This is a genomic window from Parabacteroides sp. AD58 (assembly GCF_023744375.2).
Taxonomy (GTDB): Bacteria; Bacteroidota; Bacteroidia; order Bacteroidales; family Tannerellaceae; genus Parabacteroides; species Parabacteroides absconsus.
On record NZ_CP146284.1, the window covers coordinates 2226157 to 2239411 of the forward strand.

At 45.2% G+C, this 13255-nt stretch carries 10 protein-coding genes, 3 tRNA genes and 1 pseudogene; 5 read left to right on the forward strand and 9 right to left on the reverse strand.

Annotated features, from left to right (window positions below; all coding sequences use genetic code 11):
- Positions 1-13: 13 nt before the first annotated feature.
- Both NEE14_RS09695 and NEE14_RS09700 read right to left on the reverse strand, forming a co-directional pair.
- Positions 14-3060: pseudogene (locus NEE14_RS09695) on the reverse strand (SusC/RagA family TonB-linked outer membrane protein).
- A gap of 432 nt (positions 3061-3492) precedes the next feature.
- A complete protein-coding gene (locus NEE14_RS09700) occupies positions 3493-3918 on the reverse strand; it encodes a SufE family protein (protein ID WP_251968205.1) in 426 nt (141 codons plus the stop codon).
- A gap of 145 nt (positions 3919-4063) precedes the next feature.
- Here NEE14_RS09700 and NEE14_RS09705 point away from each other — a divergent pair, with 145 nt between their 5' ends.
- The gene (locus NEE14_RS09705; protein ID WP_251968204.1) at positions 4064-5293 is read left to right on the forward strand and encodes an acyloxyacyl hydrolase; all 1230 of its coding nucleotides are present in this window, start codon (positions 4064-4066) and stop codon (positions 5291-5293) included.
- Between the two features lie 68 nt (positions 5294-5361).
- Here the strand turns inward: NEE14_RS09705 and NEE14_RS09710 are convergent, their stop codons facing one another.
- The 7 genes from NEE14_RS09710 to NEE14_RS09740 form a co-directional block, all read right to left on the reverse strand.
- Complete coding sequence (locus NEE14_RS09710) at positions 5362-6369, reverse strand: M28 family peptidase (RefSeq protein WP_251968203.1); 1008 nt, start codon at positions 6367-6369, stop codon at positions 5362-5364.
- A 22-nt stretch (positions 6370-6391) separates the two neighbouring features.
- Entirely contained in the window at positions 6392-8116 is a 1725-nt protein-coding gene (locus tag NEE14_RS09715) for a gamma-glutamyl-gamma-aminobutyrate hydrolase family protein (RefSeq protein ID WP_251968202.1), read from the reverse strand.
- 39 nt (positions 8117-8155) lie between these two features.
- Positions 8156-10111, reverse strand: a complete 1956-nt coding sequence (gene gyrB, locus NEE14_RS09720) for a DNA topoisomerase (ATP-hydrolyzing) subunit B (RefSeq protein ID WP_251968201.1) — start codon at positions 10109-10111, stop codon at positions 8156-8158.
- A gap of 158 nt (positions 10112-10269) precedes the next feature.
- Positions 10270-10341: transfer RNA gene (locus tag NEE14_RS09725), tRNA-Glu, on the reverse strand.
- Between the two features lie 42 nt (positions 10342-10383).
- The gene (gene rpsT, locus NEE14_RS09730) at positions 10384-10641 is read right to left on the reverse strand and encodes a 30S ribosomal protein S20 (protein WP_243326655.1); all 258 of its coding nucleotides are present in this window, start codon (positions 10639-10641) and stop codon (positions 10384-10386) included.
- Positions 10642-10682: 41 nt separating this feature from the next.
- Positions 10683-10754: transfer RNA gene (locus tag NEE14_RS09735), tRNA-Glu, on the reverse strand.
- A 117-nt stretch (positions 10755-10871) separates the two neighbouring features.
- The gene (locus NEE14_RS09740) at positions 10872-11276 is read right to left on the reverse strand and encodes a DUF2721 domain-containing protein (RefSeq protein WP_251968200.1); all 405 of its coding nucleotides are present in this window, start codon (positions 11274-11276) and stop codon (positions 10872-10874) included.
- A gap of 153 nt (positions 11277-11429) precedes the next feature.
- On the opposite strand from NEE14_RS09740, the gene recO reads away from it, so the two are divergent.
- The 4 genes from recO (at position 11430) to NEE14_RS09760 (ending at position 13247) form a co-directional block, all read left to right on the forward strand.
- Positions 11430-12155 (forward strand): DNA repair protein RecO, encoded by a 726-nt coding sequence (recO, locus tag NEE14_RS09745; RefSeq protein ID WP_251968199.1) that lies wholly within the window; start codon positions 11430-11432, stop codon positions 12153-12155.
- A 191-nt stretch (positions 12156-12346) separates the two neighbouring features.
- Positions 12347-12418: transfer RNA gene (locus NEE14_RS09750), tRNA-Arg, on the forward strand.
- 90 nt (positions 12419-12508) lie between these two features.
- Positions 12509-12886, forward strand: coding sequence for a fluoride efflux transporter CrcB (gene crcB, locus NEE14_RS09755; RefSeq protein ID WP_251968198.1), 378 nt, complete (start codon positions 12509-12511; stop codon positions 12884-12886).
- Between the two features lies 1 nt (position 12887).
- Positions 12888-13247, forward strand: coding sequence for a DUF190 domain-containing protein (locus tag NEE14_RS09760; protein WP_251968197.1), 360 nt, complete (start codon positions 12888-12890; stop codon positions 13245-13247).
- The last annotated feature ends 8 nt before the right edge of the window (positions 13248-13255 follow it).

Here is a 13255-nt window from a genome sequence, read left to right on the forward strand (position 1 = left end):
TGACTTTACATAGTTAGAAATTCATACGTACACCCAGTGTATAAGTACGTGTTAATGGGTAAGCACCAAAATCAATACCGTCGTTTACGTCGACACCACTACTCATAAATGAGATACCTGCAGGATCCATTCCCTTGTAACCTGTAATCGTAAACAGATTCTGGCAACTGAACGTAAACCGCAAATCAGCAAACTTGGCTACCGATTTAGGCAAGTTATAAGATAAGCTCAAGTTGTCCAAACGGAAATAACTGGCTGATTCAAGGAACTTGGTAGATGTTGAAGCCGACTGGTAATCGTTACCGGTAACTGTAACAGACGGATAACGAGCGAACTCCCTTGCCACATCATAATTGTCATTCAGATACTCACGCAAAGTGATGAAGGCAAAGTCACCTGTCATAGCTGTTCCTGTAAAACGAACCAAATTCAAACGATCTGCGCCAAACGAACCTGTGAAGAAGAGATTCAAATCCCAGTTTTTCCAACGGAAGGTATTGTTCCAACCTAATGTAAAGTCCGGATTAGCTTTTCCGATAAACGTACGGTCATTACTATCTATCATACCGTTTCCATCTAAATCAACAAACGAATCGCGGCCATCTTTATCCAAACCATTCCATACATATCCATAGAATGCTCCAATCGGTTGTCCTACTTCTACTCGTGTAACACCGTCATTCGGAATCATTCCGGCTGCCGGAGTTGTACCGGAAACGAAGTCCAATCCACCCAAACCTGTTACTTCATTCTTCAAATAAGTACCATTCAATGTAGTTGACCAAGTAAAATCTTGTGTATCAAATACAGTCGCATCGATTGAGAAATCGATACCGCGGTTGCTTACCTCAGCGGCATTTACCCAATAAGAACCACCTCCGTCATAATTGGCAATCGTACGCTGCAGCAAACCATCTTTTGTCTTTTTATCGAAATAGTCGAATGAGAAATTCAACCGATGATTCAAGATAGAGAAATCAAGACCCAAGTCTAACTGGTGCGTCGTTTCCCATGTCAAATCAGGTGTAGCTACTGATGTACCGATCCAATAACCTGTATATTGAGATGACCCACCAAAAGCATACATGGCCTGTTGCATCAATCCCAATGTTCCATACGGGTCAATGGCTTGACTACCAATTACACCATAGCTGGCACGGATTTTCATATCCTGCACAAGATTCTGATTCTGCATGAAGTCTTCATTGCCCAACGACCAGGCTGCTGCAATAGACGGGAACCAACCCCATTTTTTATTCTGGAACTTAGAAGAACCATCGGCACGAATCGTTCCAGTCAGCATGTAGCGGTCTTTATAATTGTACATCACACGTCCTACTCCAGACATCAAAGCCCATGCCGAATAAGAGTTACTTACAGTTCGGCTGCTTGCCATATTGACATTCCACCAACCCACACTTTCTGTTAGCAATCCACTACCATTCAACGCCATATAACGGGTTTCTGAATGAGTCGCTTCATAAACGGCTGTAGCAGTCAAGGCATGATCACCCCACTTATTCGTATATGTCAAGTTATTTGTTGACTGCAATGTCATGCGGTATGTATCATTATTACCCATGCTATTATTGCTGTTCGTCACCTTCTTGGTAGAGAAAGAGTAAGCTTTCACATCATTATAGTCAATACCGTTACTTGTCGTAAAGGTCAAGCCTGGCAGAATATCAAACTTCAAATCCATACGGGCATTTACGATATCAGTCATTGTTTCGCCCGTCTGTTCTTTTAACATACCAACAGGGTTGTTTTGCGTTAAAGCACTATATTGATCACGCGTATATGTACCATCCTCATTCAAGATTCCAAGTACGGGAGCGTAGTTCATGGCGACATTGATTATATTGCCTTTCCCTGCACTGAAGTCACCGCTATGACGAATATTATGAGAAGCATTCACATCAGCAGTTACATGCAACCAGTCTGTAACCTGAGAAGTTATATTGGCGCGAGCCTGGAAACGCTCATTCTTATTCTCTATCACAACTCCATCCTGTCCAACATAATTACCTGAAACCAGATACTGAGTCTTATCACTACCACCAGAGAATGTCAATTTATAATCTTGTGTAATACCGGTTTGATAAATCTCATCCTGCCAGTCTGTTCCAGCTGTTCCATTCTGGAATGCGCTAACTGTTCCTGAGAAAATGTATTTGCTCGGTAGGTATTATATAAAGTAGCAAACTCATAAGGACTCAAGGTTTCATAACGCTTGGCAACAGTTCCGATACCCACCTTCGCATCCAATGTTATTACCCGGGTATTTGCTTTACCGGTCTTGGTTGTAATCAAGACAACACCATTCGCACCACGCGAACCATAAATAGCTGTTGAAGAAGCATCCTTCAACACTTGCATAGACTGGATATCTTCAGGGTTCAAACCCGTTAGTCCACTTTCACGAACGATAGCGTCGATCACATACAACGGGTCGTTACTGCGGTTGATTGAGCCTGAACCACGCACACGGATCTTAACCGTTCCACCCGGCACACCGCTATTCTGTACCTGTACACCGGAAACACGTCCTTGTAATGCGTCTGACACCTGTACAATCGGCTGGTCTTTAAAGCTCTTACTATCCAAGACGGATACTGATCCCGCCAAGTCGGCTTTACGAACTACACCATAACCTACAACAACCAGTTCATCCAGATTCTGTGAATCTTCCTTTAAAGTAACATTCAGTTTCGTCTGGTTATTCACTACTATTTCTTCGGTTGTATAACCGATATAAGAAATCTGCAATGTAGCATTTCCCGGAACTGACAAGGTAAAACGACCATCCATATCGGTCATGGTTCCATTTGTCGTTCCTTTCTCGATCACATTCACGCCCATTAGCGGTTCACCATTCTGGTCAACGACAGTTCCTGTAACAGAAATGGCCTGTTGTTGTTCTTGTACTACTGGGTTTGATTCATTTGCAACAGCTAAAGTTGTGCCGCCCAGCAACATTCCCGCCATCAAAGGCATTGTTTGAAGAAGTCGCTTCAATCCGGGATAAAATAATCCCGCAGGTATCACATTCTTTTTCATAAATTAATTATATAAGTTTTTTTCGTATTTCAAATCGTCAGGCCGGAACGGTTAAATATATCCTGCGCCTTTTCAATTTTAGCATCATTATAAAGCTGTATTTATAAAGAAAAATAATTAAAACTTCTTACAGCCTCATCATTTTATAATTACCGATTACAAAAGTAAACTATTTTTAAATAGTAAACCCAATAAGCAATATGTTTTATAACACATCTCGAATATTATTAACAAACGCACACTAAAAAACAGTCTATTTCTATAATAATTTCATAAATATGATGAGGTTCAAAATATAATTCAGAAGGAAAATGAGGATATTTGTTTTCAATTCATTCTTTGGCCGCCACTACAAAAAAAGGGCACGCCTCGCTGGACGTGCCCTTTCATCTGTAAAAAAGTCTGTTTATGTTTTGAGGTTTATAGATGGAGTCATTCCATTTCTTTTGCCCGATAAGCTACGGCATAAAGATGCATCTGCTTGACCATAGCCACCAGTCCGTTTGACCGCGTGGGCGAAAGATGCTCTTTCAGGCCGATCTTCTCGATAAAATAAAGGTCGGCATCCAGGATTTCCTGCGGAGTATGATCGGAGAGGACACTGATGAGCAGCGAAACAATTCCTTTCACAATGACAGCATCACTGTCGCCCTGGAAGAGAATCTTCCCGTCTTTATAATCGGCCTGAAGCCATACACGGCTCTGGCAGCCTTCAATCAGGTTGCTTTCCGTCTTATATTTTTCGTCGAGCGGCGGCAAACTGTTGCCGAGATCAATCAGCAGGGCATATTTGTCCATCCAATCGTCGAAGGCTGAAAACTCTTCGATCACATTGTCTTGAATTTCGTTGATAGTCATATTTGCGGTATTTTAAATTCGCTGCAATATTCGGGAAATATTCTGACATCTGCAAATAAGAAAGGCAGAGATTGCGTGATGGAAAAACTTTCGGGCAAGGAACGCCGAGTAGTGGAAATAATCCGTATCTTTAGGCAATTCAACCATGAAAATAAACAGTATGTATTGTCGAAATCAATTATTTCTGGCATGGGTGATGTTCATTCTTTGCCAGATCATACCGATTCCTGTAAAATCAGAAGAGGCAGACAGTTTGAAACGGCATCGGTTGTCGCATCAGTTGGAGTTTAATCTAAGAGAGGGATATTTGTTGAACACGCATCCTTTCTTTGGTGGAGAAAATAAATTTAACGAACCTATGCGAAGTGCCGGATCGGTTCATCTAAAATATGCATTCCGCTTTGATCCTCATTCCCGGTGGGGAAGCCAATACCCGGATGTTTATCAGGGAATTGGGCTGGCTTGTCATGCATTCCGGAACCGGGAAGAAATGGGTGTTCCCTGGAGTGCCTATGTCTTTCAGGGAGCGCCTATTACCCGGCTTACTCCTTCGCTTACGCTGGACTACGAATGGAACTTCGGGGTTTCGTGGGGGTGGAAAAAATATGATCCGCAACTGAACCCGCGTAATATGGTGGTCGGTTCGAAGATGAATGCTTATATCAATCTGGGCTGGCTGCTAAACTGGCAGGTCAACAACAACTGGCGTCTGACAGCCGGTGTGGATGTGACTCACTTTTCCAACGGCAATACACATTATCCTAATGCAGGTGTCAACTCCGTGGGTGGACGTGTAAGTCTGATCCGGACATTCGGGACGCATGCGTATCGGACATCAACCGAAGCACGGCGCAAAGCCCGGGCGGAAATTGAACGTTATTTCAGCTATGATGTGGTTCTTTATGGAGCCGTCCGGCGAAAAGGAATTATCTGGCCAGACGATCGGGTGTTAGTTCCGGGAGCATTTGGTGTTGCCGGCATCAATATCAATCCGATGTATAATCTGAATGCCTGTTTCCGGGCCGGGGTTTCGTTGGATGCCCAGTATGATGAGAGCGCCAACATCAAAGACCATGTGGTCGGAGATGACCGGACAGCGGAGAATATCCGGTTTTATCGCCCACCTTTCCGGGAGCAATTCGGTGTGGGATTATCTCTCCGGGCAGAACTGGTGATGCCTATCTTTTCCATCAACCTGGGAGTTGGCCACAATGTATTTTACCGGGGAGAAGACCTAAAAGGATTTTATCAGATAGCAGCCTTGAAGACATCCATCACTCGCCGGCTGTTCTTGCATGTCGGCTATCAGTTGCGTAATTTCAAAGACCCGAATAACCTGATGTTAGGTTTGGGATATCGGTTTAACGGAAGATAAGGGAGGAATATAAAAACAGATTTCACGGATACATTTTGTGTGCATACCGTGAAATCTGCCGATACGGTTTATTGATATTGATAAACGACTTCAAGCACTGTCTGGCCGACAGCCTTCAATACTTCTTTGTCGATGTTCTTCATATTGTCATTCTGGGTATGCCAGTGCGCCCGGAATCCTTTATCAGACTGCGGGTCATAGTTGATGATATCCAGACAAGGAATGCCAGTCTCTTGAATAACGGCTTCATGGTCGTCGGTCACGCCTCCGCCATCGGCATTGATGAAGAATTTGCCATAGCCCAAGTTACGTGCGGTTTCCCACACTTTATCCACATAACGGGCGGCATGACGCATGGAAATATATTCTTTATAGAATACGGCATCTTTGGCTCCAACCATATCCAGCAGAATACCGAAATCGGCCTTATAGCCTTTGATATGCGGATTCTTTCCCCAGAAACGGCTGCCAAGACACCAAGTTCCGCTTTTGTAGCCATATTTCTCTTCGGCAAAATCAGGAATGCCGTAATCTTCCGCATCGAAGAAGATGATATCGACACCTACAGCCGGTGCTTTCTGTTGCAGCTGACGGGCAATCTCGAGCAAGACTCCCACGCCGCTGGCTCCATCGTCGGCTCCGTCGATCGGCTTATGCAGGTTATCCTTATTCGGGTCTGCATCTGAGTACGGACGTGTATCCCAATGGGCAAAAAGCAGAATGCGCTTTTCGCTCTCCGCATTATATGTTCCGATTATATTCTTCGACTCGAGCGGTGTTCCGTCGTAGGCTGTCAGCGTCATTTCCTGTTCATGTACTTGCGCGCCGAAGCGTTTCAACTCGCTGGCCAGGTAATTTCCACATTGCTTATGAGCCGGCGTATTAGGCACACGTGGACCGAAATCGACCTGACGCTGCACATACAGATAAGCACTGTCGGCATCAAAAGCCGGTGTGTCCGACTGGGCCTGTGCTACCACCGGTTCTGACGAAGGCTCGTTGTTGTCTGTAACGGCCGGTTTGCTGCTGCACGACCAGAGGGCCGATGCCGCCAATAAATAAAGTAATCGAATCATGATCTACTGTATTTTGAGTTTTTTACTGTCTTGCTGATTGCACCTGGCGCATGACACGGAGGAAGTTGCTGCCCCATATCCGGCTGATATCGGTTTCCGAATAGCCTTCTTTCAAGAGGTGCATGGTAATGTTAATCAGTTCGTTGCTTGCCCGGCAGCCGATCAGTTCGCCGTCGCCATCGAAATCAGAGCCAATGCCGACATGTTCCACACCGATCAGATCGACCATGTGATTGATATGCCGGATGGCATCGCTCACCGAAGCTTTCTCGGCTTCCTCATTGATAAATCCTTTGTAAAGGCAAAGCTGCACGACACCACCTTGTCCGGCAATCGCCTTCAGCTGATCGTCGGTCAGATTCCGCGGATGATTACACAGCGCACGCGCCGATGAATGCGAGGCGATAATCGGATAACGGCTGCATGCCAGGACATCATAGAACGTCGATTCGGCCGCATGCGAAATATCCACCATGACGCCTAAGCGATTCATCTCGGCCACCATCTGTTTGCCCAGCGGACTCAAGCCTTTCCATTCGCCCTTACCGCGTGCCGAATCACACAAGTCATTGTCTCCGTTGTGGCACAACGTAATATAACTGACACCCATATCGCGGAATTTCCGCACATTGTTCACCTCTTTTCCCAACGCATATCCGTTCTCAATGCCCAAGAAGATGGCTTTCTTCCCGGCCTGCTTGAGGCGGAGCAGATCATCGGGTGTGCGGGCAATGCCCATGCGTGTCGGATTCAGCTGTTCCTGGCGGATCACTTCCTTCAAGCGCTCTTCGGCATAGGCCGTTGCCTTCGCCAACGAAGCCTCATCCCGTTCGCCCTGTGGAATATAAGCCACCATAAAAGCGGCGTCGATCCGGCCTTCCTCCATAAAAGGCAGGTTCACTTTTCCTCCCTGTTTTTCTCCGATATTGAAATGCCCCGGAAAGATCATGGGCGTATCGGTATGCGAATCGAGGGTGACAATCCGCTGATGCAATTCTTTCGCCTGCCGGAAAATACGGGCTTCTTCAATGAAATGGTTGAAGAGCGCCTGGGCTTCTTCGTCTCCATGAATGGCCATCGCTTCCGGATGCCACTGTACACTGAAGACAGATTTCTCCGGATGACGCATGCCCTCATTGATTCCGTCGGGAGCGACGGCTGTCTGCACAAATTCGGGCGCCACATCCTTCACCGCCTGGTGATGAAACGAATTGACGGCGATGACACAGCCGTCTTCGAGATGCACGGTATGCGAGGCTTCTTCGCGCGCCATCTTCTGGCTGTGCTTGATCACATCCGTGTCTGCCTGCGAATAAATATCCTGATAAAGCGTTCCGCCAAAGGCGGCATTCAGCATCTGATGACCACGGCAAATGCCCATCAGCGGAATCTGGCGATTCGATGCCAGGCGGATCAGCAGCAAGTCATAACGGTCGCGCAAGGTATCAACATCCTGCAAGGCCGGAAGCGGTTCTTCGCCCACGAAGAGCGGATTGATATCGCCACCACCACTCATCAGAATGCCATCTAAATCCTGTACTACGGCCGTAAGCACACGCAAGTCGGTTGTCGCAGGTATCACCACCGGAGCGCCGCCTGCCTGAATAACCGACTGGATATATGTCTCTGCCAGACACGTCTGACCGTCTCTGCGGTTAGCCGAAATGCCGATGCGCGGCAAAGACTCTGCCGGCCGGAAACGATCGGCCTCATCCAGCACCGAGGCCATTTGATATGAAGCGTTCATCGTTCTGTCAAACTTATAAACTTTCGACTCAGCGCCTGCTTATGCGTCAATATTCGCATACGTAGCGTTTTCTTCGATAAATTCGCGACGCGGACCCACGTCTTCACCCATCAGCATGGAGAAGATCTGATCGGCTTCGGCCGCATTATCGATGGTGATCTGTTTCAGTGTCCGGTTTTCCGGATTCATAGTGGTTTCCCACAACTGATGATCACTCATTTCACCCAAACCTTTGTATCGTTGTGTCTGAATCTGCTTTTCATCGCCGCCACCATATTTCAGGATAAATGCCTGACGCTGCTGGTCGGTCCAGCAATATTCTTCTACTTTTCCTTTCTTGCACAAATAAAGCGGAGGAGTTGCCAGATACACATAACCGTTTTCAATCAGGGCACGCATACGGCGGAAGAAGAAGGTCAGGATCAGCGTGGCGATATGGCTACCGTCGACATCGGCATCGGTCATGATGATGACCTTATGATAACGCAGCTTATCCGTATTCAGGGCTTTCGGATCATCTTCTGTACCAATGGTAACACCCATAGCCCGATAAATATTCTGGATTTCCTCACTTTCGAACACCTTGTGGTCCATTGCCTTTTCCACATTCAGGATTTTTCCGCGCAACGGAAGAATAGCCTGAAACTTGCTGTCGCGTCCCTGTTTGGCTGTTCCGCCGGCCGAATCACCCTCGACCAAGAACAACTCACACAACGAAGCATCTTTCGACTGGCAGTCGGCCAGTTTTCCGGGCAGTCCGCCACCGGTCAGAGGCGACTTGCGCAATACCTGTTCACGTGCCTTGCGGGCAGCCTGACGGGCTGATGCGGCCAAGACCACTTTCTCGACAATTGTCTTTGCCTCTTTCGGATGCTCTTCCAGATAATACCCCAAAGCTTCACCAACAGCCTGATCAACAGCACCCGTTACTTCCGAGTTACCCAGCTTCGTCTTCGTCTGTCCTTCAAACTGAGGCTCCGCTACCTTAATCGAAATCACGGCCGTCAGTCCTTCACGGAAGTCGTCACCCTGGATTTCCACTTTAGCCTTTTCCAGCAACTTGGAATCTTCAGCATATTTCTTCAGCGTACGCGTCAATCCACGACGGAAACCAGCCACATGCGTACCACCTTCAATCGTGTTGATATCATTGACATACGAGAAAACACTTTCGTTGTACGACGTATTGTATGTCATCGCCACTTCCACCGGAATGCCCTGCTTTTCCGTTACGATATGGATCACATCCGGAATCAGTTTTTCTTTTGAGCGGTCAATATAACGTACAAACTCCTTCAGTCCTTCATCAGAGTGGAATATTTCCGACTTATAGGAACCATCGTCTTTCTTCACCCGTTTATCGGTCAGACGCAAGGTAATACCGGCATTCAGGAAGGCTAACTCACGCAAGCGCGTAGCCAAAATATCATATTTGTATTCAGTGACGGTAAAGATACTGCCATCCGGTTTGAAGGTGATAGTCGTTCCCGTAGAATCGGCATCGCCCACCACCTGCACGTCGTGCAACGGCTTTCCACACGAGAACTCCTGCATATAGACATGACCGTTACGGCGTACTTCAGCTTTCAGATAAGTTGAAAGGGCATTCACACACGAAACACCCACACCATGCAGACCACCAGACACCTTATAAGTTCCTTTATCGAACTTACCGCCGGCGTGAAGCACAGTCAAAACGACTTCCAATGCTGATTTTCCTTCTTTCTCATGAATATCGACCGGAATACCACGTCCGTTGTCAGTTACAACAATTGAATTGTCTTCATTGATTACCACATCGACAAGGGTACAATAACCGGCCAAAGCCTCATCAATTGAGTTATCAACCACTTCGTACACTAAATGGTGAAGGCCTTTTTCGCTAATATCGCCAATATACATCGCCGGTCTTTTGCGTACAGCTTCTAACCCTTCAAGTACCTGAATACTGTCCGCAGAATAGTCTGAAGATGTATTCTTAATTTCTTCACTCATGAGTCTATCACGTTTTAAATCAGTAAAAATCTTTCTTATTATTAAGCTAACAAAGGTACTTATAATTATCGAGAGTAGAGAATTCCAGGCGTGTAAAAAAGTAAAAAAGTAGCATAAAAAAAGGAGAGAATCTATCAATCTGATACATTCTCTCCATGTAGCCCGTGGGGGAATCGAACCCCCCTTTCAAGAATGAAAATCTTGCGTCCTAACCGATAGACGAACGGGCCATCCGATAAAGATCCGAAGATCTTAATATATTCAGTAAAAACTTACTTCGCTAAAGAATTCACATGCTTAGCCAACTTAGACTTCAAGTTGCCAGCTTTATTCTTGTGGATAATGTGCTTCTTTGCTAATTTATCCAACATTGAGCATACTTTAGGGAACAAAGTCTGTGCTTCATTCTGATCTTCAGTAGCACGCAGGTCACGCATTGCGTTACGAGCAGTCTTCGCATAGTATCTGTTGTGAAGACGTCTTGCGTTTGTCTGTCTGATTCTTTTAATTGATGACTTATGATTTGCCATTTCTCAGAAATTCTTCTTTAATTTTTTAATCCTGTTTATTGTAGCCCGTGGGGGAATCGAACCCCCCTTTCAAGAATGAAAATCTTGCGTCCTAACCGATAGACGAACGGGCCATCTTGCTAACGATTTCTCTTTTAGCGTTTTGGGATGTCATTTTCCCGATTGCGAGTGCAAAGATAGAGCTTCTTTTTTTACCAACAAAGCTTTTAGGGAAGAAAATTTATAATTTGTCACTGTTTTAACTTTTGTTTGGAACTCATGTCTCTCAGATGTATGTCTAATGCCTTTACGGAAATGTTTATTTCCCAGACACATACACATAGAGAAGCGGCCAAAAGCACGAGCGCCGCACCAAACAGGTAAATAGCCCAATCTAACAGATGAATATAGATAAAAAACATCGCGACCACACACAGCAGCAAACTGGATATACCTAAAATCTGCATGCTCTGAATCAGCGAAAGCCGCTTCCTGAGATTCCTGATTTGCTCTATTTCCTGTGGATTTCCATGCCGTTCATACTGGTCCGTCAGGCTGCGAACCACATTCGTATAAGCCAAGAAACGGTTTGTGTAGGCCAAGAGTATTAGTGATATGGCCGAAAACAAAAGTGAAGGTGTTGTCAGATCAAGCATGTTGGGTAATATATTTTTGAGTTATCGTTTATCAGTTCCCGTATCCAAAGGTTTCCTTAATAAAACCAGTCCAGCTGTTAACCGAACAGCTTATTATTCCACAAAGATACAATTTTATAACCCCAGAATTTCTATCTTTGTTTAAAAAAAGTCATGCTATACAAGACGCAAGGAATCGTACTTCATTCGCTCCCCTATAAGGATGTGTATACGATTCTCCATATATATACGAAAGATTTCGGGCGGGTTTCCTATTTAGTATCCCGTAAAAGCAGCAAGCGGTCGTCCCTGTCTCGCTCCCTGTTCATGCCACTTTCCATCCTGGATCTGGAAGTGGAGCACCTCAACAAACGCGACATCCAGCGCATTAAAGAAGCACATCTTTTCCTCTCGACTTCTTCACTGCAAGCCGATCCGGTAAAGAATGTCCTGGCTCTTTTCCTGTCGGAAGTCCTCTTCCGGGTAGTCAAAGACACGCAAGCCGACGAACACATGTATGCTTTTCTGACTGATTCGATCCGCATCCTCGAGGTTACCGAAAAAGGCATCGCCAATTTCCACCTGGTCTTTCTCCTGAATCTGCTACATTATCTAGGGATTTTCCCCAATACAGTCCGGCAACACGACGAACACTATTTCGATATGCTGAACGGGACATTTGCCAGACAACAACCCACTCATCCCTATTTTCTGACGCCAGCCGAAACAGTAGCCTGGCAGCGGATTTTGAAGATGAACTATGAGAATATGTCACTTTACTCTTTTTCCCGGCAAGACCGCCAACAAATCATCCAGCGCATTTTCGAATACTACAAACTTCATCTGCCCGAATTTTCTGAAATCCGCTCTTTGCAAGTCCTTCAGTCCTTATTCGACTAAGCCGTTTATTTGATTTAAAAAGGTAGGCAGAAAAGAGAAAAAAGCCGGCGTCTTTTGTTGAAAAGCCGGCGTAAAATGATAAAAACATAGGCAGGAATTTATGAAAAGCCGGCGCGTTTTTCAACACTCTCTACCTAAAATGTTTGGCGATTTAACGAAAAGGTCTTACTTTTGTTCCCTCAATCCTTGCCGCCCTTGTAGTTCAACGGATAGAACGACGGTTTCCTAAACCGTAAATTTGGGTTCGATTCCCAACGGGGGTACATTCCAATTGACAATGGTGAATTGACAATGGAGACACAAAAAAAATCAATTGACGAATTGAAAATTACAGATAAATTTCCCCAAACTATATGTTGAAAACGATTATTATGGTAGGTATGGGCAGTTGCTTAGGAGGCATTGTGCGTTACCTGGCCTCACGTTTCATTCAAGAGCATGTGATCTGTTCTTTTCCCTTAGGAACCTGGGTTGTGAATATATTGGGATGTTTTGCCATCGGTTTATTCTATGGTTTATTTGAACAGGCACATCTAATGAATTCTAATCTCAAACTGTTTTTAACAGTGGGTTTCTGCGGTGGTTTCACAACTTTTTCTACCTTTATGAATGAAAACTTTCAGTTAATACGGGATGGAAATTTCTATTATTTCTCACTCTATACAGGTTTAAGCCTGCTGATCGGTTTTCTGATGCTCATTGCCGGTTATTCACTTGTTAAACTCTTTTGAGATGGAAAGTAATCCGAGAAAAATACAGTTACTGCGCTTTTATGTCAGCAATACAGATAAAGTAAAGCATACTTCGGTGTATGAAGCGCTTGCCTTCGCTGCCAAGCGTTACGGAATGGCAGGAACAACTGTCTATAAAGGAATTATGGGATATGGAGCCAAAAGCAAGCTTCGCTCAGATAAATTCTGGGAACTGACAGAAAAAATTCCTGTCATTGTAGAAATAGTGGATGAAGCATCCAAAATAAAAGCATTCGTCGATAAAGTGATGCCCGTTATCCAAAAACTCCCGAAAGGCTGTATGGTGACTTGCCAGGATGTAGACGTTTTGTTCTGCCCCAATCCTCAGCTGATGCCCTGACAGGGAAC

What these genes read in the sequence shown, in the direction of transcription:
- rpsT (WP_243326655.1), bottom strand. Translation starts at nt 10,641, where the DNA reads ATGGCAAATCATAAGTCATCAATTAAAAGAATCAGACAGACAAACGCA.
- gyrB (WP_251968201.1), bottom strand. Translation starts at nt 10,111, where the DNA reads ATGAGTGAAGAAATTAAGAATACATCTTCAGACTATTCTGCGGACAGT.
- NEE14_RS09710 (WP_251968203.1), bottom strand. Translation starts at nt 6,369, where the DNA reads ATGATTCGATTACTTTATTTATTGGCGGCATCGGCCCTCTGGTCGTGC.
- recO (WP_251968199.1), top strand. Translation starts at nt 11,430, where the DNA reads ATGCTATACAAGACGCAAGGAATCGTACTTCATTCGCTCCCCTATAAG.
- NEE14_RS09700 (WP_251968205.1), bottom strand. Translation starts at nt 3,918, where the DNA reads ATGACTATCAACGAAATTCAAGACAATGTGATCGAAGAGTTTTCAGCC.
- NEE14_RS09705 (WP_251968204.1), top strand. Translation starts at nt 4,064, where the DNA reads ATGAAAATAAACAGTATGTATTGTCGAAATCAATTATTTCTGGCATGG.
- NEE14_RS09740 (WP_251968200.1), bottom strand. Translation starts at nt 11,276, where the DNA reads ATGCTTGATCTGACAACACCTTCACTTTTGTTTTCGGCCATATCACTA.
- NEE14_RS09760 (WP_251968197.1), top strand. Translation starts at nt 12,888, where the DNA reads ATGGAAAGTAATCCGAGAAAAATACAGTTACTGCGCTTTTATGTCAGC.
- NEE14_RS09715 (WP_251968202.1), bottom strand. Translation starts at nt 8,116, where the DNA reads ATGAACGCTTCATATCAAATGGCCTCGGTGCTGGATGAGGCCGATCGT.
- crcB (WP_251968198.1), top strand. Translation starts at nt 12,509, where the DNA reads ATGTTGAAAACGATTATTATGGTAGGTATGGGCAGTTGCTTAGGAGGC.